Source organism: Stenotrophomonas sp. SrG (assembly GCF_050031795.1).
In the GTDB taxonomy this organism is placed as follows: Bacteria; Pseudomonadota; Gammaproteobacteria; order Xanthomonadales; family Xanthomonadaceae; genus Stenotrophomonas; species Stenotrophomonas rhizophila_A.
In genome coordinates this window covers 1-20,899 of record NZ_JBNBBE010000018.1, presented here as the reverse complement: position 1 = coordinate 20,899, position 20,899 = coordinate 1, and the positions used below count along the sequence as shown (strand labels likewise).

Annotated in this window: 18 protein-coding genes, 1 pseudogene and 1 riboswitch; of the genes and pseudogenes, 9 read left to right on the top strand and 10 right to left on the bottom strand. The window is 68.1% G+C overall.

The genetic code is table 11. The features are described 5' to 3' along the window. The 4 genes and pseudogenes from ACQG3P_RS15955 to ACQG3P_RS15940 form a co-directional block, all read left to right on the top strand. Nucleotides 1-292, top strand: a pseudogene (locus ACQG3P_RS15955) (penicillin-binding protein activator); the annotation flags it as partial. Between the two features lie 4 nt (nucleotides 293-296). Continuing rightward, the gene (locus ACQG3P_RS15950) at nucleotides 297-677 is read left to right on the top strand and encodes a YraN family protein (RefSeq protein ID WP_184124723.1); all 381 of its coding nucleotides are present in this window, start codon (nucleotides 297-299) and stop codon (nucleotides 675-677) included. 42 nt (nucleotides 678-719) lie between these two features. Next, entirely contained in the window at nucleotides 720-2,105 is a 1,386-nt protein-coding gene (locus ACQG3P_RS15945; protein ID WP_426805598.1) for an FAD-binding oxidoreductase, read from the top strand. A gap of 264 nt (nucleotides 2,106-2,369) precedes the next feature. Continuing rightward, on the top strand, nucleotides 2,370-4,820 hold the full coding sequence (locus ACQG3P_RS15940; RefSeq protein ID WP_426805597.1) for an autotransporter outer membrane beta-barrel domain-containing protein: 2,451 nt from the start codon (nucleotides 2,370-2,372) through the stop codon (nucleotides 4,818-4,820). A 16-nt stretch (nucleotides 4,821-4,836) separates the two neighbouring features. On the opposite strand, the gene thiL is transcribed toward ACQG3P_RS15940, so the two are convergent. From thiL to ACQG3P_RS15915, 5 genes are all read right to left on the bottom strand, one after another. Next, nucleotides 4,837-5,808 carry a thiamine-phosphate kinase gene (gene thiL / locus ACQG3P_RS15935; protein WP_426805596.1) on the bottom strand — a complete coding sequence of 324 codons (972 nt, stop codon included), beginning with the start codon at nucleotides 5,806-5,808 and terminating at the stop codon, nucleotides 4,837-4,839. Between the two features lie 19 nt (nucleotides 5,809-5,827). Next, nucleotides 5,828-6,307: a transcription antitermination factor NusB gene (gene nusB, locus ACQG3P_RS15930; RefSeq protein ID WP_068849204.1), complete on the bottom strand. Its 480-nt coding sequence runs from the start codon at nucleotides 6,305-6,307 to the stop codon at nucleotides 5,828-5,830. Further along, nucleotides 6,304-6,771 (bottom strand): 6,7-dimethyl-8-ribityllumazine synthase, encoded by a 468-nt coding sequence (gene ribH, locus ACQG3P_RS15925; protein WP_068854542.1) that lies wholly within the window; start codon nucleotides 6,769-6,771, stop codon nucleotides 6,304-6,306. Before ribH ends, nusB begins: the two co-directional genes overlap by 4 nt. Nucleotides 6,772-6,954: 183 nt before the next feature. Next, nucleotides 6,955-8,070, bottom strand: coding sequence for a 3,4-dihydroxy-2-butanone-4-phosphate synthase (gene ribB, locus ACQG3P_RS15920; protein WP_068849203.1), 1,116 nt, complete (start codon nucleotides 8,068-8,070; stop codon nucleotides 6,955-6,957). Beyond that, nucleotides 8,067-8,678 carry a riboflavin synthase gene (locus ACQG3P_RS15915; protein ID WP_093536107.1) on the bottom strand — a complete coding sequence of 204 codons (612 nt, stop codon included), beginning with the start codon at nucleotides 8,676-8,678 and terminating at the stop codon, nucleotides 8,067-8,069. The genes ribB and ACQG3P_RS15915 overlap by 4 nt, the downstream gene beginning before the upstream one ends. Nucleotides 8,679-8,754: 76 nt before the next feature. Next, nucleotides 8,755-8,899: riboswitch (FMN riboswitch) on the bottom strand. A gap of 153 nt (nucleotides 8,900-9,052) precedes the next feature. Between ACQG3P_RS15915 and ACQG3P_RS15910 the strand changes: the two genes are divergently transcribed. The 3 genes from ACQG3P_RS15910 to ACQG3P_RS15900 all read left to right on the top strand — a co-directional run bounded on the left by ACQG3P_RS15910 (nucleotide 9,053) and on the right by ACQG3P_RS15900 (nucleotide 10,565). Further along, entirely contained in the window at nucleotides 9,053-9,685 is a 633-nt protein-coding gene (locus tag ACQG3P_RS15910; protein WP_320458078.1) for an outer membrane beta-barrel protein, read from the top strand. 209 nt (nucleotides 9,686-9,894) lie between these two features. Beyond that, nucleotides 9,895-10,236, top strand: a complete 342-nt coding sequence (locus tag ACQG3P_RS15905; protein WP_426805595.1) for a hypothetical protein — start codon at nucleotides 9,895-9,897, stop codon at nucleotides 10,234-10,236. After that, nucleotides 10,236-10,565, top strand: a complete 330-nt coding sequence (locus tag ACQG3P_RS15900) for a helix-turn-helix domain-containing protein (protein WP_095364487.1) — start codon at nucleotides 10,236-10,238, stop codon at nucleotides 10,563-10,565. The genes ACQG3P_RS15905 and ACQG3P_RS15900 overlap by 1 nt, the downstream gene beginning before the upstream one ends. 91 nt (nucleotides 10,566-10,656) lie before the next feature. On the opposite strand, the gene ribD is transcribed toward ACQG3P_RS15900, so the two are convergent. The 4 genes from ribD to glyA form a co-directional block, all read right to left on the bottom strand. Then, a complete protein-coding gene (ribD, locus tag ACQG3P_RS15895) occupies nucleotides 10,657-11,739 on the bottom strand; it encodes a bifunctional diaminohydroxyphosphoribosylaminopyrimidine deaminase/5-amino-6-(5-phosphoribosylamino)uracil reductase RibD (RefSeq protein ID WP_426805594.1) in 1,083 nt (360 codons plus the stop codon). Nucleotides 11,740-11,893: 154 nt separating this feature from the next. Beyond that, a complete protein-coding gene (nrdR, locus tag ACQG3P_RS15890) occupies nucleotides 11,894-12,415 on the bottom strand; it encodes a transcriptional regulator NrdR (RefSeq protein ID WP_068849191.1) in 522 nt (173 codons plus the stop codon). 93 nt (nucleotides 12,416-12,508) lie between these two features. After that, the gene (locus ACQG3P_RS15885; RefSeq protein WP_426805593.1) at nucleotides 12,509-12,952 is read right to left on the bottom strand and encodes a hypothetical protein; all 444 of its coding nucleotides are present in this window, start codon (nucleotides 12,950-12,952) and stop codon (nucleotides 12,509-12,511) included. Further along, nucleotides 12,952-14,205 (bottom strand): serine hydroxymethyltransferase, encoded by a 1,254-nt coding sequence (glyA, locus tag ACQG3P_RS15880; protein WP_093536117.1) that lies wholly within the window; start codon nucleotides 14,203-14,205, stop codon nucleotides 12,952-12,954. The genes ACQG3P_RS15885 and glyA overlap by 1 nt, the downstream gene beginning before the upstream one ends. A 238-nt stretch (nucleotides 14,206-14,443) precedes the next feature. Here glyA and ACQG3P_RS15875 point away from each other — a divergent pair, with 238 nt between their 5' ends. Further along, nucleotides 14,444-18,352, top strand: coding sequence for an autotransporter domain-containing protein (locus ACQG3P_RS15875; protein WP_426805592.1), 3,909 nt, complete (start codon nucleotides 14,444-14,446; stop codon nucleotides 18,350-18,352). A gap of 77 nt (nucleotides 18,353-18,429) precedes the next feature. Here the strand turns inward: ACQG3P_RS15875 and ACQG3P_RS15870 are convergent, their stop codons facing one another. Next, entirely contained in the window at nucleotides 18,430-18,891 is a 462-nt protein-coding gene (locus ACQG3P_RS15870; protein ID WP_426805591.1) for an RcnB family protein, read from the bottom strand. 233 nt (nucleotides 18,892-19,124) lie between these two features. On the opposite strand from ACQG3P_RS15870, the gene ettA reads away from it, so the two are divergent. Continuing rightward, nucleotides 19,125-20,789, top strand: a complete 1,665-nt coding sequence (ettA, locus tag ACQG3P_RS15865) for an energy-dependent translational throttle protein EttA (protein WP_068849183.1) — start codon at nucleotides 19,125-19,127, stop codon at nucleotides 20,787-20,789. Nucleotides 20,790-20,899 lie beyond the last annotated feature (110 nt).

Genomic DNA, 20,899 nt, shown 5'->3' with positions numbered 1-20,899 from the left:
TGACGGCATCGTCTACCCGAACGAAGCCTGGAACGTGCGCGGCGTGGCCGGCCTGCCCCCGGCCGCGACCGCCGGGCAGATCCTGCCGACCGCGCGCGGCGCGGCCGGTCGCCTGTTCGCATTCGGTTTCGACGCCTGGAAGATCAGCGCCTACCTGGACAAGGTCGCGACCGAAGGCGGCCTGGCCGGCGCGACCGGGACGCTGTTCCTGGACAGCAATGGCAACGTCCTGCGGGTGCCGGCGTGGTCGACCTTCAGCGGCGGCCGGCCGATGCCGGTGGGCAACAACTAAGGCCATGCCCACCCAGCGGGCGCAGCGCGGGGCGGCGGTGGAAACCGCCGCGCTGGCGCACCTGCGGCGCGCCGGGCTTGTTCCGGTTGCGCGCAACGCCCGCTACAAGGGCGGTGAGCTGGACCTGGTGATGCGCGATGGCGACACCACCGTGTTCGTGGAAGTGCGCTATCGCGCCACCGCCGATTTTGGGGGGGGCGCGGCCTCGGTGGACCTGCGCAAACGACGCAAACTGGTGTTGGCCGCACAGCTGTTCCTGCAGTCGCATCCCACGCTGGCGCAGGGACCCTGCCGTTTCGACGTGATTGATGCCAGCGGCGACCCACCCCGCCTGGACTGGTTGCGCGACGCCTTCCGGCTGGAAGACTGCGGTTTCGATCGATGACTATGAGGGCCGCCCAACGGGCGGCGCTACCGGAAGGCTGCAATGACGACGACCCTGCCTGCTGAATTTTCCGCCACCCTGCAGGCGCTGCTCGGTGACGATGGCTGGCGCACCGATGCCACCACGCTGGCTGCGCATGCACAGGACAACTCCTGGCGGCATGCGCTGCCCAACGGCGTGGCGCTGCCGCGCAACCGCGAGCAGGTGCTGCAGATCGTGCGCGCCTGCCGCGCACACGGGGTGCCGGTGGTGGCGCGCGGCGCCGGTACCGGCACCACCGGTGCGGCGGTACCGGTCAACGGCAGCATCGTGCTGTCGTTCGCGCGCATGAACCGCATCCTCGACATCCAGCCGGGCAACCGCTGCGCGGTGGTGGAACCGGGCGTGCTCAACGGCGACCTGCAGCACGCCCTGGTCGAGCACGGGCTGTTCTGGGCACCGGATCCATCCAGCGCCGATATCTGCAGCATCGGTGGCAACCTGGCCTGCAACGCGGGCGGCCCACGCGCGGTGAAGTACGGTACCAGCCGCGACAACGTGCTTGGGCTCGTTGCGGTCACCGGCGCCGGTGAGCTGATCCAGTGCGGCGGCGCCTATACCAAGGACGCCACCGGCTACGACCTGACCCACCTGCTGGTGGGCAGCGAAGGCACCCTGGCGCTGATCGTGGAAGCCACCTTGAAGCTGACCCCGTTGCCGGTGGCCCAGGCCGGGCTGCGGGTGCTGTACCGCGACGCGGACGCGGCGGCGGCGGCGGTGTCGCGGCTGATGGCGCAGCCGGTGGTGCCGACCCGGCTGGAGTTCATGGATGCGCGCAGCCTGCAGCTGCTGCGCCGCAATGGCGCCGAGGTGCCGGAGGCCGGCGCGATGCTGCTGGTCGAAGCCGATGGAGACCACGACACCCTGCCCTACCTGCTGCAGGCCTTGGCCACGGCCGCCGAAGGCGACGGCATGCTGGCGCTGGACGTGGCAATGGAAGGCAGCGCGCGCGAGAAGCTGTGGGCCGCGCGCAAAGCACTGTCACCCGCATTGCGCAGCATCGCGCCGGGCAAGATCAACGAAGACGTGGTGGTGCCGGTGTCGCGCATTCCGGACCTGGTGGCCGGTGTGCAGGCACTGGCGCAGCAGTACACGCTGACCATCGTCACCTTCGGCCATGCCGGCAACGGCAACCTGCACGTGAACATCCTGTACCACCCCGACGACGCGGACGAGAGCGCGCGTGCGCAGGCGGCGTTGCCGAAGATCTTCGAACTCACCCTGGCGCTGGGCGGAACGCTGTCGGGCGAGCATGGCATCGGATTGGCCAAACGCGACTTCATGACGCAGGCCTTTACGCCGGCTACGTTGGCGGCGATGCGCGCGATCAAGCACGCACTCGACCCGGACGACATCCTCAATCCGGGCAAGGTGCTGCCGCCGCTGTAATCGACGACGTTTTCGCCACGTCGTCGCAAAGGGCGGAGCGCGTCACGCGCAAAGTGTGATGCTTTGCAATTCCTTGCATGGGCCACGCGCGCATCGCTGCGCATTCTTGTCGCCCCCTGGACATCCGGCCTGCCTGCGCAGCAGCGTGCTGCGCGACCGGCCTGCCTGCATCCCAACGCTGTGCCGATGGTCGGGTGTCCCTCTGCCCTCCGACCAGAACGCCCGACGATGATGCCAAACCGCTCCTCCTCCGCCCGTGCTTCGATGCGCCCGCTCGCGTCCTCCCTGATGCTGGCCCTGCTGATGCTTCCACCGGGCGATGCCAGTGCACGCGAACTCGACGGCGAAGCGCACGAAGTCACGCAGGGCGATCCCCAGGAATGGTGGCTGCTGACCAACGGCGCGGACCTTCTGGTCAATGGAGGCCGCACGTACAGCATCAGCGCACGGGACGGCAGCCTGGTCACGCTCATGAATGCACAGGTCGAGCGCGGCCATTCCAACCCTGAAGCCATCGAACTGCGCGGTGGCTCCGCGCTGCTGTCCAGCTACTCGCGCATCGAGCACGGCGGCATCCGCTCATGGGACAGCTCTTCGGTATACCTCCACTACAGCCGAGTCACCGTTGGCGAGGATGCCCCCGAGTCCGTCCCGACGGTCGGCATCATGATGATCGACAGCACCGCCGACGCCCGGGTGACGCTGGATGCCTCGACCCTCCGCGTGGTGGACAGGCCGGACCACCCGAATTACGCCACGGGCATCGGCATTCGCCACGGCGCGGGCGTGGTGGAACTGCTGAACGGCTCGCACATCGATGCGGGCAACGTCGGGGTGATGCTTCACGACAGCCGTGGCGACGGCCGCTTGATCGTCGAGGAGTCGACGATCCTTTCCCGCCGCGGTGCGGCGATCGAGGTCCTGGATGCCAATCACACCTATGACGTGCGCATTGCCAACGACGCCCGCCTCACCGGTGGCGACGGTCATCTGCTGCGCGTGCGCAACTCGACCGACGCCGCAGGTGGCGGCCAACCGGATGTCAACGTGGTGGTCGACAACGCACGCCTGCAGGGTGACATCACCCTCGATGACAGTGCCGCTGGCGGGCGTATCGACCTGCTGCTGGAGAACAACGCGCGCATCGAGGGCCGCCTGTCCAACGTGACCTCGGCGGGAATCGGCAGCGGCAGCAGCTGGCTGCTGACCGGCGACAGCAGCGTCGGCCACCTGCAGCTGGACGGTGCCGGCACGGTTGCGCTGGGCAGTGGCGCCGCATTCAACACGCTGAGCGTGGACAACTTCGTGGGCAACGGCGGCACCCTGGCCTTCAACACCGTGCTCGGGGACGACGCCTCGAGCACGGACCGACTGGTCATCAGCGGCAACGCCAACGGCCAGGCCAACGTACGCGTGCTCAATGTGGGCGGCGCCGGCGCGAAGACCGACCGTGGCATCGCGCTGATCAGCATCGTCGGCGAATCCAACGCGCAGTTCGACCTGGTCGGGCGTGCCGTTGGCGGCCAGTACGAGTATTTCCTGGTCAAGGGCATCGACGGCAGCTGGTACCTGCGCTCGGAGGGCGGCCCCACGCCGGATCCCTGCGAGGTTGATCCCAGCCTGCCGCAGTGCGAGCCGATTGATCCGATTGATCCGGTCGACCCCGTTGATCCGGTGGACCCGGTGGACCCAATTGATCCGGTAGATCCCGTCGATCCCGTCGATCCCGTCGATCCAGCGGATCCGATCGATCCCGATGAGCCCGCAGATCCAGTCGATCCCGGACAGCCGGCTCCCGTGCTTCGCCCCGAAACCGGCGCCTACCTGGCCAACCAGTTCGCGCTCCACCACCTGCTGCGCCACAGTGCGCGCGAGCGCACCGCGCAGCACGCGTCTACCCGTGGGAACGTGCGCGCGTGGGCGACGCTGGATGGAACCCATACCCGTCTGGGCGCGGTCAAGGACCAGCTTGCGCTCGATGTGGACCGCTCGCGCCTGCTGGTCGGCACCGACATCGGCGCGTTCGCTGCCGACCGGGGCCGCGTGGGCGTGATGCTCACGGCCGCGCAGTCGCAGGCGACCTCGCGCTCGTCCCTCACCGGCTACCGCGCACGCGGCAAGGTGGAAGGCGGCGCGGCAGGTGTGTACGGCAGCTGGCGCAATGACGCCGTGTCCGTGGATGCATCGGTGCAGCGCGGCCGGTTCCGCAACCGCGTGGAAGGCGATGGCCTGCAGACCGAGCGCTACGACGCGGACCTGTGGCAGTCGTCGCTGGAAGTCGGCTACCGCCTGGATGTCGGTCGCATCGGCGCCACGGCGCTGAGCCTGCAGCCGGAGCTGCAACTGCTCCATACCGATGCTGCCATGGACGTGCATCGCGAGGGCAACGGCACCACGGTACGCAGCCTGGGCGACCACGGCCTGTCGGGCCGGCTGGGCATGCGCCTGGAAGGCGCGACCGGGCGCAGCAGTGGCACCGTGTCCCTGCAGCCGTACGCAACGGCGAACTGGTACCGCGACGGGGCCGGCAACGGCATCGCCTTCGACGACGAGGCGCTGCGCGCCAGCACCCCGCGCAACCGCTACGCGCTCGGCGCGGGTGCCCGCGTCGGTGTCGGCCGGGGCGTTTCGGCATGGGGTGGGCTGGCGCTGACGCACGGCGATGGCGGCTACCGGGAATCCGCCGCGCAGCTGGGGCTGTCCTGCGAATGGTGAGCGCTTCGGCCCGGCGCTACAGCTCGGTGAAGTGCTCGTAGCCGCGATGGCCGGTGGTTTCGCCACCGGCATCCACGCCCTGGCCTGCCACGATCGCGCCGATGCGGGTGAGCGGCAGCGCCAGGCGCGCGGCGATGGCCTCGACCGCCCCCTGTTGCGCAGCGGCGGCGGTGAAGCAGAGTTCGTAATCGTCGCCGCCGCGCAGCGCGGCCTCGCGCGCATGGGTCAGACCCACCCGTGCCCGCGCTGCGTCGGACATCGGCAGGCGCTCGGGGTCCACGCGCGCGCCTACGCCACTGCGTTCGCAGATGTGTCCCAGGTCCGCCAGCAGGCCATCGGAGATATCGACGGCCGCATGCGCCACACCCACCAGCGCGGCGCCGAGGGCCACCCGCGGTGTGGGCCGGGCCAAGCGCTGGCGAAGGTAGTCCACCGGCGCATCTTCGGCGGGCCGACGCACGTCGAGGGTACCGCCCTGCCAGGCGCGCAGGGCCACGGCGGCGTCGCCGAGCGTGCCGCTGACCCAGACATCGTCGCCCACCTGCGCGCCATCGCGGCGCAGTGCCGCACCCGGCGCCACCTGCCCCATCGCGGTCACCGACAGCGACAACGGGCCACGCGTGGTGTCACCCCCGATCAGCACGATGTCGTGCGCATCGGCCAAGGCGAAAAAGCCGTCGGCAAACGCATCCACCCAGTCCGGGTCGGCGTCGGGCAGCGACAGTGCCAGCACGCACCAGGCCGGCTGCGCGCCCATCGACGCCAGGTCGGAAAGATTCACGGCCAGCGTCTTCCAGCCGATGTCATAGGCCGGGGTTTCCGCAGGGAAATGCACGCCGCTGTTGAGCGTATCGGCGGTGACCACCAGCTGTTGGCCGGCACGCGGCTGCAGCAGCGCGGCATCGTCGCCGATGCCGAGCACCACATCGGCACGCGCGCGGGTGCGCGTGCGGATGCGTTCGATCAGGGAGAATTCGGCGAGGGACATGGGCGTTCCCCGACCCGGCTCAGTGCCCGCTTTCGACCTTGCGCCACTCCACCGCAGCGCGATCCAGCACGCCGTTGACGTAGGTGTGGCCGTGTTCGGAACCAAACTTCTTGGTCGATTCGATCGCTTCGTTGATCACCACGCGGTACGGCACGTCCATGCGGTAGCGCAGCTCGAACGCGGCCACGCGCAGCGCGGCACGCTCGATGGCGTCCACTTCCTCGATGCCGCGGTCCACGAACGGATCCAGCGCCTCGTCGAGGTCCTTGCGGTGGTCGAGCACGCCGCTCACCAGCGCCTCGAAATACGCCAGGTCGGCGATTTCGCGCGCCTGCTCGTGGGCGAACTGGGCGATCAGGGCCTGTGCGTTGCCGCCGGAGATCTGCCAGGCGTAGATCGCCTGCAGGGCACGACGACGCGCGCGCGAGCGCAGCACCGGGTCGATGCCATCGCGGCGGACCGGCTTGCCGGAGGGCTTGCCCGGGTTTGACTTGTTCACGGCAACTGCTCCAGAAGATTGACCATTTCCAACGCCGTCAGTGCGGCTTCCTCACCCTTGTTACCGTGGCTGCCACCGGCGCGGGCCTCGGCATCCTCGGCGCGTTCGACCGCCAGCACGCCATTGAGCACCGGCACGCCGAAATCCAGCTGCACACGCATCAGGCCTTCGGCGCAGCGGTCGGCCACGTGTTCGTAGTGGCGGGTGTCGCCACGGATCACACAGCCCAGGGCGATGATCGCGGCATGTTCGTGCGCCGCCGCCAGGCGCGCGGCCACCAGCGGCAGTTCCCACGCGCCCGGCACCCGGATCACGTCGATGGCCGCTTCCTGGATCCCGTTGCCGGCCAGGCTCTGGCGCGCGCCGGCCACCAGCACGTCGGTGATGCGGGCATTCCAGCGGCTGGCGAGGATGGCGAAACGGGCCTGTTCCGGTGTCCGGAGATCGCCTTCGTAGTGGCTCATGATCGGCGTGGGGTCCATTTAATAGATGAATATTCTAGCGCATGGCCGCGCGTAGCCGGATTGCGGCACGCTGCGGGACGGGTCGGGTGGAAAAGCCCCCTGAGTCAGGGGGCTGCCGCGAAGCGGCGGGGGTCTGGGTGATGGTAAGAGGGGCCCGCGGTTTGCGAAGCAAATCGTGGGGCGTCAGCGCGCATGCGATGACGGGCTCCCCACCGTTTCGATGATCTCCAGGCCGTAGCCGGCCAGGCCGATCTGGCGGCGCGGGGTGCCCAGCACGCGCAGCTGGCCCAGGCCCAGGTCGGACAGGATCTGGGCGCCGGCACCGTTGCGGCGCCACTGGCTCACGTCCTTGTCCTTGCCCGGGGTGACCGGCTGCGGCTGCTGGCGCAGGCGGGCCAGCAGGCTGTTGCTGTCACGCGGGGCCGACAGCACCACCATCACGCCGCGCTCGGCGGCGGCGATGGCGCGCAGGGCGTCGGTGGACGCCACGCCGAAATCGTCGCGGCGCCAGTGCAGCAGATCGGCCAAGGGGTTCTCCACCTGCACCCGGACCAGGGTCGGTTGGGTGTCAGGCGTGCCGCGGACCAGGGCGAAATGCAGGTCGTGCGCGATCCGGTCGCGGTAGGTCACCAGCTTGAACGGGCCGAATTCGGTGTCGATCTCACGCTCATCGACCCGTTCGACCGTCTTCTCGGTGGCCAGGCGGTAGGCGATCAGGTCGGCGATGGAGCCGATCTTCAGGCCGTGCTCGCGCGCGAACACCTCCAGCTCCGGGCGGCGCGCCATGCTGCCATCGGGGTTGAGGATCTCCACCAGCACCCCGGCCGGCTCCAGCCCGGCCAGCATGGCCAGGTCCACACCCGCTTCGGTATGGCCGGCGCGGGTCAGCACGCCGCCCGGCTGGGCGATCAGCGGGAAGATGTGCCCCGGCTGGTGCAGGTCGGCCGGCTTGGCATCGGGCTTCACCGCCGTGCGGATGGTATGCGCGCGGTCGTAGGCCGAAATGCCGGTGGTGACGCCTTCGGCGGCCTCGATGCTGACCGTGAAGTTGGTCTGGAACTGGGCGGTATTGGCCTGCACCATCGGCGCCAGGCCGAGGTCGGCGGCACGTTCGCGGGTCAACGGCAGGCACACCAGGCCACGGCCGTGGGTGACCATGAAGTTGATGTCCGACGGCTTGACCAGTTCGGCGGCCATGATCAGGTCGCCTTCGTTCTCGCGGTCTTCGTCATCGACGATGACCACCATGCGGCCCAGGCGGATGTCCTCGAGGATCTCGGGGATGGGAGCGAAATTCATGCGCGGGTGTCCTGTACCTGGGGGGCGACCAGCCGTTCGACGTAACGGGCGACCAGGTCGATTTCGAGATTGACCGCACTGCCCACGCCGGTGGCGGCAAAGGCGGTGTTGGCCACGGTATGCGGGATCAGCGCGACCTCGAAGCCGGCGTCATCCACCTCGTTGACGGTCAGGCTGACCCCGTCCACGCAGATGGAGCCCTTCTTTGCGATATATCGCAGCAGACCGGCCGGTGCGGCAAAGCGCCAGCGCTGGGCGCGCGCGTCCTCATGGATGGACAGCACCTGGCCGAGGCCGTCCACATGGCCGCTGACCAGGTGGCCACCGAGGCGGTCGGTCGGGCGCATGGCGCGCTCCAGGTTGATCACCGCACCCGGCGCCAGCTGGCCCAGCGTGGTCAGGCCCAGGGTCTCGGTCGAGGCATCGGCCTGGAACGAAGTGGCATCATGGGCGATGACGGTCAGGCAGACGCCGTTGATGGCGATGCTCTCGCCGAGCTGCACGTGCTCGAACGGCAGGCTGCCGACGTGGAAGGTGAAGCGGACATCGCCGCCGAGGGGATCGCGTGCGGCCACATGGCCGACGCCTTCGATGATTCCAGTAAACACTAACGTTCTCCGCGAAAAGTGAGCGAAAAACGCCGCAAGGCAAACAGGCGGGCGCAGGGCCATGCAGGCCCTGTAGCACCGTCTTCTTTCATCCGGACTATACCGTCGGCTCCGGCATCGGACCGGATCTGCTGACCTTCCGGCGGGGCCGGAAGCGCTCGCGGGCTCGTGCTTGCGCACCTACCGCCGGTGGGGAATCGCACCCCGCCCTGAAGACGTTTGTATACCGGCGAACCGGCGCGGCCATTGTACCAGCGCTGGCTGAGCGCTCGCTTTCTGTAAACAATTTGTTAAGATGCGCCGCGCGGCGATGATCGCCGCCCTGCCGCCCACGACGGGCTGGCTGAAATGGACCTCACTTCCAAGGAATTCCGATGCGCAAGATGCTCGTCCTGGCCGCCGCCCTGCTGGCCGCCGCTCCGATGGCCGCCTCTGCTGCCGACGCCATGAGCTACACCTATGTTGAAGGCGGCTGGACCCAGCTGCAGGTCAGCACCCCCGGCAGCAACCCCAAGCTGGACGGCGGCTTCATCCGCGGTTCGTTCGCCATTGCCGAGCAGGTGTACGTGTTCGGCGGCTACAGCACTGTTTCCGAGACCTACCACCTGGAAGACAGCATCGGCGAGTACCGCATCAAGAACACCATCGACCAGCCGGAGGCAGGCATCGGCTACCACATGCCGTTCACCGACCGCCTGGACTTCACCGCAGACATCGCGTGGATGCGCATCAACAACGAAGTGAAGTTCGAGGACGGCGAGTTCAGCGAAACCGAGAAGGTGCATACCAATGCCGGCCGCGGTGCGCTGGGCCTGCGTGGCAAGCCCTCGCGCGCGACCGAAGCCTGGCTGAAGGCCGGCTACATCGACGGCAGCGACATGGACGGCGAGTGGATCGGCACCCTGGGCGGCCAGGTCAGCTTCAACCGCAACTGGGGCCTCATCGGCGAAGTCCAGTACTTCGACGACATCACCCAGTACTCGGTCGGCGTGCGCGCCAGCTTCTAAGTTACTGATCGGGCAGCGCTAACCCGCGCCATGATCGACGGGCCCCGCAAGGGGCCCGTTTTTTTTGGTCAAGCGGTGGCCACCTATCGCTTTCCGGAACTTGATCGAATACTCGAAAAATACACAGAGTGAGGTGTGAACGGCTGCCCCTTCTGGTGTGATGGTGCAAGGTAAGGTGGCTGGCAACCCTACGCAGATAACGTATACTTATGCACGCCGTGTTCGTGGAGATGCCGGCGTTCTCGCGCCACCGTGCCGCCTACCTCGACAACGATGGGCTCTGCGCGCTTCAGCAGTTCCTGCTGCGGGCGCCGGAGGCTGGCGACGTGATCGTGGGTACCGGCGGTCTCCGCAAGCTGCGCTTTTCCGACGACCGCAGGCAGCGTGGCAAGCGGGGCGGACTACGGGTGATCTACTTCCATTGGCCGGCGGGTTCGCAGTTCTGGCTGTTCACCCTCTACGGCAAGGGCGTCCAGGACGACCTGGACGCGATGCACAAAAGACTGTTGAAAAGAATGCTTGAGGCCGTACTTCTGGCGAGGACCACATGATGAAACGCGACGTATTTGCCGAGCTGGTCGAAGGACTGCACGCGCTGGAGGACGAGCGCGCGGGCAAGACCACGCTGCGCACGCACAAGGTTCGACTGCAGCCGTTGCCCCCGCTGCATGCGGGAGAGCTGGTCGCCATCCGTGAACAGCTGAACATGTCACGGCCGGTGTTTGCCATGTACCTGCGTACCAATGCACGCACGCTGGAGAACTGGGAGCAGGGCCGCGCGCGTCCCAACGCGCAGGCATCGACCCTCATTCGACTGGTGCAACAGTTTCCACAGACCGTTCGCCACCTGGAGGCGCTGCAGCCGGTCGTCGCCTCCTGATCTGCCCGCCGCCGTGCGGCGCCACCCGACCAACGGTCGGGTGCTACCGGCCTACCCCACGCGTAGTGCCACGCCCTGCGTGGCAGAAGCCTCACACGCGCAGCAGCAGCCGCAGATCCGCCCCCACCTGCCGCTGATCCACCACCCGCAGCCGTCGCTGCTGCGCCATGTCGTGAATGCCCAGGCCGCCCAGCAGCGGCCGGCCATGCTCTCCCAGCAGCGTGGGCGCTTGGTACAGCAACAGCTCATCGACCCAGCCGCCGGAAAGCAGCGCGCCGGAAAGCGTCGCCCCGGCTTCGGTATGCACTTCATTGATGCCGCGTTCGGCCAACAGCGCCAATACGGCACCCAGATCCAGTCGCCCGTCCTGGCTGGGCACGCTGGCGAATTCGGCATCGGCGGCGTCCGGCGGGCTCACGGCGGCATCGTGCAGGTACAGGGTCGGCGCCCCACCCTCGCGCACCCGCGCGCATTCCAGCGACCGAAGGCGTGTATCGAGCACCACCCGCAACGGCGGCATGACCTCGGTATCGGCCAGCCTCACGGTCAACTGCGGGTCATCGGCCAACACGGTATCGGCCCCGGTCAGGATCGCACCGGCACGTGCGCGCCAGCGCTGCACGTCAGTGCGGGCCGCGTCGCCGGTAATCCACTTGGAGGTGCCATCGGCCATCGCCGTGCGCCCGTCCAGGCTGGCAGCCAGCTTCACCCGCAGCCACGGTCGGCCACGTTCAACGCGCGACAGGAAGCCACTATTCAACTCACGCGCCTGCGCCGCCATCAAACCCTCAGCCACCTCGATGCCCGCCTCGCGCAGCAGCACGAAGCCGCCGCCATCCACCTTGGGGAACGGGTCGCGCATGGCCGCCACCACCCTGGCTACCCCGGCCTCGATCAATGCCAGCGCGCACGGCGGGGTGCGCCCGTGATGGGCGCAGGGTTCCAGGGTCACGTAGGCGGTGGCACCGCGCGCCTCCTCGCCGGCCTGGCGCAGCGCGAACACTTCGGCGTGCGGGCCACCGGTGCGCTGGTGCCAGCCCTCGCCGACCACCCGGTCGCCGTGCGCGATGACGCAGCCGACCATCGGGTTGGGCCGGGCGGTGAACAGGCCGCGTTCGGCCAGGCGCAGCGCGCGGGCCATGTGCAGGTGATCCAACGTAGAGAAATCGCTCATGGCGGGCATGGTAACGCCAACCCCCGGCAGAGCGGACTGTCAGTCCGCTGCCGCCCACGCGTGGTAGAGCGGACTGTTAGTCCGCCGCCGCCCACGCGTGGTAGAGCGGACTGTTAGTCCGCTGCTTCGGCAACAAGCGGACTAACAGTCCGCTCTACCCCTTCTTTTTCTTGGTCAGGGCGATCACATCGCCCAGCAGCTGCAGCTGTTCGGTACTGGACGGCAGCTCGCGTTCGAGCTTCTCGATTTCCTCGCGGAAATCGGCCACGTCCTCGAAGCTGCGGTACACCGAGGCAAACCGTACATATGCCACATGATCGAGCTTGCGCAGTTCGTTCATCACGAACTCGCCGACCTTGATCGACGGAATCTCGCGCTCGCCGCACATGCGCAGTTGCTGCATCACCGCGCGCACCGCCAGTTCGATCTTGTCTTCGGGCACCGGGCGCTTCTGCAGCGCGCGGTCGAAGCCCACCCGCAGCTTGCGCGCATCAAACTGCTCGCGGCTGCCATCGCTCTTCACGATCGCCGGCAGCTTCAATTCAATGGTTTCCAGGGTGCTGAAGCGCTCGCTGCACGCCTCGCACTCACGCCGACGGCGGATCGTCGCACCGTCTTCGGAGACGCGCGAGTCGATCACCCGGGTATCGGCATGCTGGCAGAACGGACAGTACATGGAACGCCTTGCATCGGAGAAACGTCATGCCGTGGTCACGGCAGCGTCGCAACGGTACCTGAGAAGACCCCAGCGTACAAATCGCGATGTCGATCAGGATTCGCCGGCAGCGGACGGAACCGTCCGCAACCAGAGCAGATGCGCGCTGCAGACCAGCAGCGGCGGACCCACGATCAGATAGCCCAGCGCCCGCCACGAGCTGCCGGAAAGCGAGTTGTAAGCGACCAGTGCGACCACGCCCAGCGCGGCCACCACGCCCAACCCCAGCCCCACCCACGGCAGCAGCCCGGTGCTGCGCAGGGCGGTTCGCCCCCTGCGCAGGTAGACCACGCTCAGCCAGGCCCAGCCCAGCAGGCCACACACCCCGGCCAAGGCCCATCCCAGCAGGAACAGGCCTTCACGATTGGCCATGTAGCCGTGGCGGTCGAAGAAGACGTACAACGCCAGCCCGGCCACGCCGCCACCGGCGACCAGCGCGGGCAGCCCCAGCAGCAGCGCCTGCGCGATGTACAGGCGCCGCTGCAGGGTCTCGCCCATTACCCGTAGACCGGGTACTTGCGGCACTGCGCGCTGACCGCATCGCGCACGCGGGCGATCACCGCCTCATCGGCCGGGGCGTCCAGCACGTCGGCGATCCAGTTGGCCAGTTCGACGCAGTCGGCTTCCTGGTAGCCGCGGGTGGTCACCGCCGGGGTGCCCAGGCGCAGGCCCGAGGTCACGAACGGCGAGCGCGGGTCGTTGGGTACCGAGTTCTTGTTGACCGTGATGTGGGCCTTGCCCAGCGCGGCTTCCGCGTCCTTGCCGGAAACGTCCTTGCCGATCATGTCGACCAGCATCAGGTGGTTCTCGGTGCCGCCGGAGACGATCTTGTAGCCGCGCGCGATCAGCGTGGTGGCCATCGCCTGGGCATTCTTCACCACCTGCTGCTGGTAGGCCTTGAAGCCCGGCTCCAGCGCTTCCTTGAAGGCCACGGCCTTGGCCGCGATGACGTGCATCAGGGGGCCACCCTGGATGCCCGGGAACACGATCGACTGCAGCTTCTTCTCGATCTCTTCGCCGGCGCCCTTGGCGATGATGATGCCGCCACGCGGACCGCGCAGGGTCTTGTGCGTGGTGGAGGTGACCACGTGCGCGTGCGGCAGCGGGCTCGGGTACACGCCGGCGGCGACCAGGCCGGCCACGTGGGCCATGTCCACGAACAGGTAGGCGCCGACCTTGTCGGCGATGGCGCGGAAGCGCGCCCAGTCCACCACCTGCGAATAGGCCGAGAAGCCGGCCACGACCATCTTCGGCTTGTGCTCCAGGGCCAGGCGCTCGACCTCGTCATAGTCGATCAGGCCCTGCTCGTTCACCCCGTACTGCACGGCGTTGAACAGCTTGCCCGAGGCATTCACCTTGGCGCCGTGGGTCAGGTGGCCACCGTGGGCCAGGCTCATGCCCAGGATGGTGTCGCCCGGCTGCAGCAGCGCGAAGTACACGGCCTGGTTGGCCTGCGAGCCGCTGTGCGGCTGCACGTTGGCGTAGTCGGCGTCGAACAGCTGCTTGAGGCGGTCGATCGCCAGCTGCTCGGCGATGTCCACGTATTCGCAGCCACCGTAGTAGCGCTTGCCCGGATAGCCTTCAGCGTACTTGTTGGTCAGCTGGCTGCCCTGGGCTTCCATCACCGCCGGGCTGGTGTAGTTCTCGCTGGCGATCAGCTCGACGTGGTCTTCCTGGCGCTGGGTTTCGGCGGCGATGGCCTTGGCCAGTTCGGGATCGTAGGTTTCGATGCGGACGTCACGCGGGAACATCGCTTACTCCAGGCAAAGTGAGGGGAACGACAGCCTTCCATTGTAAGGCCCGCAGCCGGGGCTGGCCCGTGCCGAAGGGCCGGTTTGCGCGCCCGCGCGTAGATCCGGCCAAAAATCTGAACTGCGACGCCGTTCCTTGAATTGTTCAGAATAATCGATCCGTCGACCTAAAGACGTTCAGCCACAGGCCGTTATTGCCACCTCAGGGAATCGTTTTCATAACAAACAGGGGTTGGCTGTGAATCATGTGTATCGCGTGGTCTTCAATCACGCGCTGAAGTGCATGCAGGTGGTGTCCGAGTTTGCCGATGGCGCATGCACCCGCGCCCGCATCGACCGCCGCTCGCCGCGTCTGGCGCCGCTGGTGGCCGGCATCGCGCTGGCCTGCGCCGCGCCGTCCGCCTTCGCCGGCCTCAACGGCTGGAACGAGTTCCGCGGCACCATCGACAACGGCTGGTCCAATGTCGGCAATTGGGAGTTCGGCGAACCGACCGGCGGGTCGGTGGCTGCTTATATCGACGGCAACCGCACCGCCGAGGTCACCGCGACCGGTGAGCGCACCAACCACATCCACGTCGGCTATACCACGCGCGGCAACCTGTCGATCCTGGGGGGCGGCCAGCTGACCTCGGCCACGATCTTCGTGGGCACCGGCGACCGGCCGGGTACCGCCGCCACTGCCGACGGCCGCATCACCATCTCCGGCGCCGGTTCGACCTGGACTGCGCTGACCACCATCGGCGTCGGCCACCTGGGCTACGGCCAGGTCGACGTCGACAACGGCGGCACCCTGGCCATCGGCACCGACGCTTACGTCGGCGCAGGGCCCACCGGCACCGGCCTGGTCAACGTCGGCGGTGCGGCCTCGCGCTTCACCAGTGGCCAGAACCTGTTCCTCGGCAATGAGGGCAACGGCATCGTCAAGGTGTTCGATGGCGCGCAGATGACCAGCGTGGCGGGCTACGTCGGCAATACCCGCACCGGCGTCGGCATTGCCGAAATCTCCGGCACCGGCAGCCGCTGGGTGAACACCGACGTGCTCAACATCGGCGAGTACGGCACGGGCACCGTGAAGGTGCTCGACGGCGCCAGCGCCGAAGTGCGCGGCGCGCTGTACCTGGGCAACCAGGCCCTGTCGGCCAGCCTGCGGTCGCGCGGCGACCTGATCGTGTCCGGCGCCGACTCCCGCTTCGTGCAGAGCGGCAGCGAGACCGTCGTCGGCAGGGCGGGCGTGGGCGCCATCCAGGTGTCCGATGGCGCCAGCGCCAGCTTCGGTGCCACCACGCTGGGCATGACCCCCAGCGGTGTCGGCACGGCACGCGCGACCGGCGCGGACTCCCGCCTCGAGGCGCTGTCGCTCACCCTCGGCGTCAACGGCTGGGGCCGGGTGGACGTCGACAACGGCGGCACCGTGGCGGTCACCGACGACGTCGACCTGGGCGCCAGCACAAACGGCACCGGCGTCCTGATCGTCAGCGGCGCCGCTTCGCAGTTCACTGCCGGCGGCACCCTGCGGGTGGCCAATGTGGGCTACGGCACGTTGCAGGTGCTCGATGGCGGCCAGGTGAGCAGCGCCAGCGCGGTGGTGGGCAACGCGGGCCTGGCCACCGTGGAGATCGCCAACGGCGGCAGCGCCGTGCTCGGTGACCTGCGCGTGGGCGAACTCGCCAACGGCAGCGGCACGGTCACCGTGACCGGCGCGGGTTCGCGCCTGGTCAGCGATTCACTTAGCGTCGGCGGGGCTGGCCAGGCAAGCGTCACGCTTGCCGACGGCGCCAGCGCCGAGATCGCGGGTGACATCGTCCTGGCCGGCCTGGCCGGCAGCAGCGGTGCGCTGACGGTCGGGCAGGACGCCGTGCTCGAGATCGGTTCGGGCGCGTCCGCCGCCACCCTGCTCGCCGGTGCTGGCAGCGCCCGCATGGAGATGGCGGGCGGCACCCTGCGCACCGGCACTGCGCTGTCGGTCGACACGGCGGTCCTGCTGAGCGCCGAGTCGACCTTCGACGTCGACGGCAGCCTCGTCGTGCTGGGTGCGTTCACCGGTTCGGGCACGCTGCACAAGACCGGCAGCGGCACGCTGTCGCTGCGTGGCGACAGCACCGGCTGGAACAGTGCGCTGCAGGTCGACGAAGGCACGCTGGCCCTGGACCGCAACACCGCGCTGGGCGGCAGCTGGCTGGGCATGGCCGACGGCACGGCGCTGGACCTTGCCGACGGGCTGGCGATCAATAATGCGGTGCAGCTGCAGGGCGAGGTGGCGATCGATGTCGCCAGCGGTGCCAGCGCGACGCTGGGCGCCGGTGTCAGCGGCGACAGCAGCAGCACGCTGGTCAAGCGCGACGGCGGAACGCTCACGCTCGTGGGCGGCACCGCCCGCGGCCTGACCCGCGTCGAGGACGGCACCCTGCGCGTGACCGGCAATGCCCTCAACGGCGGCAGCATCGAGATCGAGAGCGCCGCCACGTTCGCGATCGACACCACCCGCGTACTGACCTACGCCGGCCAGTTCAGCGGCGAAGGCACCCTGCGCCAAGGGCGGCACTTCCTTACCCTCACCGGCGACAGCAGCGCGTTCAACGGCACCACCGTCGTCGACGGCGGGATGCTGGACGTCCAGGGCGCCCTGGGTGGCGAGACCGAGATGCGCAACAACGCCCTGCTGGCCGGTACCGGCCGCCTGGGCAGCGTAAGCATGCTCAGCGGCAGCGTGCTCGCGCCGGGCGGCCGCCTGGCCGGCACCATCGGCCAGCTCTCGCTCGCCGGGGATCTCAGCTTCGACGCCAGCACCACCTTCCAGGTGGACGTCGCCGCCGATGGCCGCAGCGACCACGTGGACGTGGCCGGCGCCGCCCGCCTGGGCCAGGCCAACACGGTGGCGGTTGCCGCCGAAGGCAACTGGCAGCCGTCGACCCGCTACACCCTGCTGACCGCCGCCGACGGCGTCGACGGGACCTTCGCCGGGGCCAGCAGCAATTTCGCGTTCCTCGACCCCACCCTCAGCTATGACGCCAACAACGTCTACCTGACCATGGCCCGCAACGATGTGTCGATGCCCGACGTGGAGCTGGCGTTCCCGGACGTGGTGGTCAATACCAACCAGCAGCAGGTGGCCGTGGCCGTGGAAGCGCTCGGCGAGGGCAACGCGGTGTACGACGCGGTGGTGCGCCTGGAAGTACCGCGGGTGGTGCCGGCGTTCGACAGCCTGTCTGGCGAAGTGCATGCAGCCACGCGTGGCGCGCTGCTGCAGAACCGCTTCCTGCACGATGGCATCGACCGCCATCTGGATGGCAGCGCGATCAGCGGCGACATCCTGCCGGGCGTGCGCGTCTGGGTGGCCGGCAGCGGTGGACAGCTGCGTACCGATGCGACTGCTGCGAACGCAGCCACCCGCGTCCAGCAGCACGGCCTGATGGCCGGTGCCGGCTGGCAGCTGGGTGACACGCTGGAACTGGGCGTGGCAGGCGGCCAGCAGACGCTGGACAACCGCCTGCGCGAGCGCGCAGCCGTGGCCGAGACCGATGCGACCGAGTACGGCGTGTACGCGAACTACCGCTGGCAGGGCCTGAGCCTGCGCGGCGGCGTGACCCGCGCCGACTACCGCACCGACACCACGCGCACCGCACAGGTGGGAACTGCCTTCAGTGAGAACCTGCTGGCCCGCGAAGACGCCACCGGCACCACCGCGTTCGTGCGCGCCGGCTGGACCTTTGGCGGTCCGCGCCTGCAGCTGACCCCGGAGATCGAACTGGCCCAGGTGCGGCTGGAAAGCGATGGCGGCCAGGAACGCGGCGGCGACAGCGCCCTGCGCCTGGGTGCGGCCGACAGCCGGTACCGCACGGGGCTGGCCGCGTTGAAGGCCGACTGGGACATCAGCGGCGGGCTGCAGGACCGTGCCGTGCTGACCGCGCGGGTGGGATGGCAGTACGCCGATGGCGATCGTCTGCCGACCACCACCGCGCGCTTCGTGGGCGGTACGCAGGACTTCACCATTGCCGGTGCACCGCTGGCACGCAGCAGCGTGCTGGCCCAGCTCGGCGTGGCGGTGAACCCCAGTGCCAACAGCCGCCTGTCACTACAGATGCAGGGGCGTGACGGTGACGGCCAGCGCGATGTGGGCGCGCAGCTGGATTGGTCGGTGGCGTTCTGACCGGCTGTTCTGCTCTGTAGAACGAAGAAGCGCGCCCTGGGGCGCGCTTCTTCGTTTCGGGGTGTTGCGTTCCGGGCTTACCGGTTGTTGATCACGTAGTCGGCGATGATGCCGGTGGCGATGGCGACCAGCAGCAGGTTGCCACGGTCGTCGCGGATCCAGTGGTGGTCACGCGGCGGGCGCCGCACCGAGTAGCGGCTGTAGTCATTGACCACGTAGACCGGGCCCCGGTAGTACTCGTTGTAGCGGTGGCCGCGGGCCCAGCCGTAACCGCGGCCCGGGGCCGGCCGGTAGACCACGCGCGGCGGCGGTGCCGGGCGGTAATAGCCCCGGTTGTCGTAGTAGCGGCGGTCGTGGTGGGCTTCACGACGGTCGTCGCGCCAGTCGCGGCGGTCGTGGCGGTCATGGCGACGGTCATGACGATCATCATGGTGGCGGTCGTGGCCACGGCCGCGATGGTCGTCAGCGAAGGCCGGGGCGATGCTGCCCAGCGCGAGCAGCGAGGCCACGGTCCCGACCACAATTCGATTCATGCGCATGTCTGGCCTCGCTTGGTGAGTGATGGCTCCATCATGCTGACGTCGTCTGAACGGTTTCCGGCTGGAAACGGTTTCCAATTCAACCGCTTTGACGACCCATTCAGGCAGCGGCAAGGCCCGCCCCACGGGCCGGACGGCGGGGGTCACCGCTTCGGGCTATAATTGGCGCCATCCCTTTTCATCTGTGCTTGTTCCCGACGGAACGGGCGCAGGGTTGCGCCTTCGGAGAGCTCATGTCCTCGCAATACATCTACACCATGAACAAAGTCAGCAAGGTGGTCCCGCCCAAGCGGCAGATCATCAAGGACATCTCGCTGTCGTTCTTCCCGGGTGCCAAGATCGGCCTGCTGGGCCTGAACGGTGCCGGCAAGTCCACGGTGCTGAAGATCATGGCCGGCGTGGACACCGACTTCGAGGGCGAAGCCCGCCCGCAGGCCGGCATCAAGGTCGGCTACCTGGCGCAGGAACCGGAGCTGGACCCGACCAAGACCGTGCGTGAAGCGGTCGAGGAAGGCGTGGGCGAAGTGCTGCAGGCCCAGGCCGCGCTGGACGCGGTGTACCTGGCCTATGCCGAGGAAGGTGCCGATTTCGACAAGCTGGCCAAGGAACAGGAGCGCCTGGAGGCCATCCTGGCCGCCGGTGACTCGCATACCCTGGAAAACCAGCTGGACGTGGCCGCCGATGCGCTGCGCCTGCCGCCGTGGGATGCCATCGTGGGCAAGCTGTCCGGCGGTGAAAAGCGCCGCGTGGCGCTGTGCCGCCTGCTGTTGCAGAAGCCGGACATGCTGCTGCTCGACGAACCGACCAACCACCTCGACGCCGAGTCGGTGGAATGGCTGGAACAGTTCCTGGCGCGCTACACCGGCACCGTGGTGGCCGTCACCCATGACCGCTACTTCCTGGACAACGCCGCCGAATGGATCCTGGAACTGGACCGCGGCCGCGGCATTCCGTGGAAGGGCAACTACACTGACTGGCTGATGCAGAAGGACGAGCGCCTGAAGCAGGAAGACAACCAGGAGAAGTCGCGCCAGAAGGCGATCCAGAAGGAACTGGAGTGGTCGCGCCAGAATGCCAAGGGCGGCCGCACCAAGGGCAAGGCGCGTCTGGCCCGCCTGGAAGAGCTGCAGTCGGTCGACTACCAGAAGCGCAACGAAACCAATGAAATCTTCATCCCGCCGGGCGAGCGCCTGGGCAATTCGGTGATGGAGTTCAAGAACGTGTCCAAGAAGTTCGGCGACCGCCTGCTGTTCGACGAACTGAGCTTCCTGGTCCCGGCCGGCGCGATCGTGGGCATCATCGGCCCCAACGGTGCCGGTAAGTCGACCCTGTTCAAGATGATCACGGGCCAGGAGAAGCCGGATTCCGGCGAGATCGTGGTCGGTCCGACCGTCAAGCTGTCCTACGTCGACCAGAGCCGCGACGCACTGGAGGGCAACCACAACGTCTTCCAGGAAATCGCCGGCGGCCTGGACATCCTTAACATCAACGGCATCGAAATCCAGTCGCGCGCCTACATCGGCCGCTTCAACTTCAAGGGCCAGGACCAGCAGAAGCTGGTGGGTTCGCTGTCCGGTGGTGAACGTGGCCGCCTGCACATGGCCAAGACCCTGCTGCAGGGTGGCAACGTGCTGCTGCTCGACGAACCGTCGAACGATCTGGACATCGAAACCCTGCGTGCGCTGGAAGATGCGCTGCTGGAATTCCCGGGCAACACGTTCGTGATTTCGCATGACCGCTGGTTCCTGGATCGCATCGCGACCCACATCCTGGCGTTCGAAGGCGATTCGCACGTGGAGTTCTTCCAGGGCAACTACCGCGAATACGAAGAAGACAAGCGCCGCCGCATGGGCGACGACGCCGCCCCGAAGCGCCTGCGCTTCAAGGCGCTGAAGTAAGAAGGAAAAACGGCCGCGCTCTGCGCGGCCGTTTTGCATTCTGGTGCAAGGTCAACCGCAGCGTTTCATTGCTGCCTGCAGGGAGGCCGTCGGGCAGCCCCTTACGGGAA

Excerpts from the sequence above, each read along its gene's own strand:
- ACQG3P_RS15950 (WP_184124723.1), top strand. The coding sequence starts at position 297 with ATGCCCACCCAGCGGGCGCAGCGCGGGGCGGCGGTGGAAACCGCCGCG.
- ACQG3P_RS15945 (WP_426805598.1), top strand. The coding sequence starts at position 720 with ATGACGACGACCCTGCCTGCTGAATTTTCCGCCACCCTGCAGGCGCTG.
- ACQG3P_RS15940 (WP_426805597.1), top strand. The coding sequence starts at position 2,370 with ATGCGCCCGCTCGCGTCCTCCCTGATGCTGGCCCTGCTGATGCTTCCA.
- thiL (WP_426805596.1), bottom strand. The coding sequence starts at position 5,808 with ATGTCCCTCGCCGAATTCTCCCTGATCGAACGCATCCGCACGCGCACC.
- ribH (WP_068854542.1), bottom strand. The coding sequence starts at position 6,771 with ATGAGCCACTACGAAGGCGATCTCCGGACACCGGAACAGGCCCGTTTC.
- ribB (WP_068849203.1), bottom strand. The coding sequence starts at position 8,070 with ATGAATTTCGCTCCCATCCCCGAGATCCTCGAGGACATCCGCCTGGGC.
- ACQG3P_RS15910 (WP_320458078.1), top strand. The coding sequence starts at position 9,053 with ATGCGCAAGATGCTCGTCCTGGCCGCCGCCCTGCTGGCCGCCGCTCCG.
- ACQG3P_RS15905 (WP_426805595.1), top strand. The coding sequence starts at position 9,895 with ATGCACGCCGTGTTCGTGGAGATGCCGGCGTTCTCGCGCCACCGTGCC.
- ACQG3P_RS15900 (WP_095364487.1), top strand. The coding sequence starts at position 10,236 with ATGAAACGCGACGTATTTGCCGAGCTGGTCGAAGGACTGCACGCGCTG.
- ribD (WP_426805594.1), bottom strand. The coding sequence starts at position 11,739 with ATGAGCGATTTCTCTACGTTGGATCACCTGCACATGGCCCGCGCGCTG.
- nrdR (WP_068849191.1), bottom strand. The coding sequence starts at position 12,415 with ATGTACTGTCCGTTCTGCCAGCATGCCGATACCCGGGTGATCGACTCG.
- ACQG3P_RS15885 (WP_426805593.1), bottom strand. The coding sequence starts at position 12,952 with ATGGGCGAGACCCTGCAGCGGCGCCTGTACATCGCGCAGGCGCTGCTG.
- glyA (WP_093536117.1), bottom strand. The coding sequence starts at position 14,205 with ATGTTCCCGCGTGACGTCCGCATCGAAACCTACGATCCCGAACTGGCC.
- ACQG3P_RS15870 (WP_426805591.1), bottom strand. The coding sequence starts at position 18,891 with ATGCGCATGAATCGAATTGTGGTCGGGACCGTGGCCTCGCTGCTCGCG.
- ettA (WP_068849183.1), top strand. The coding sequence starts at position 19,125 with ATGTCCTCGCAATACATCTACACCATGAACAAAGTCAGCAAGGTGGTC.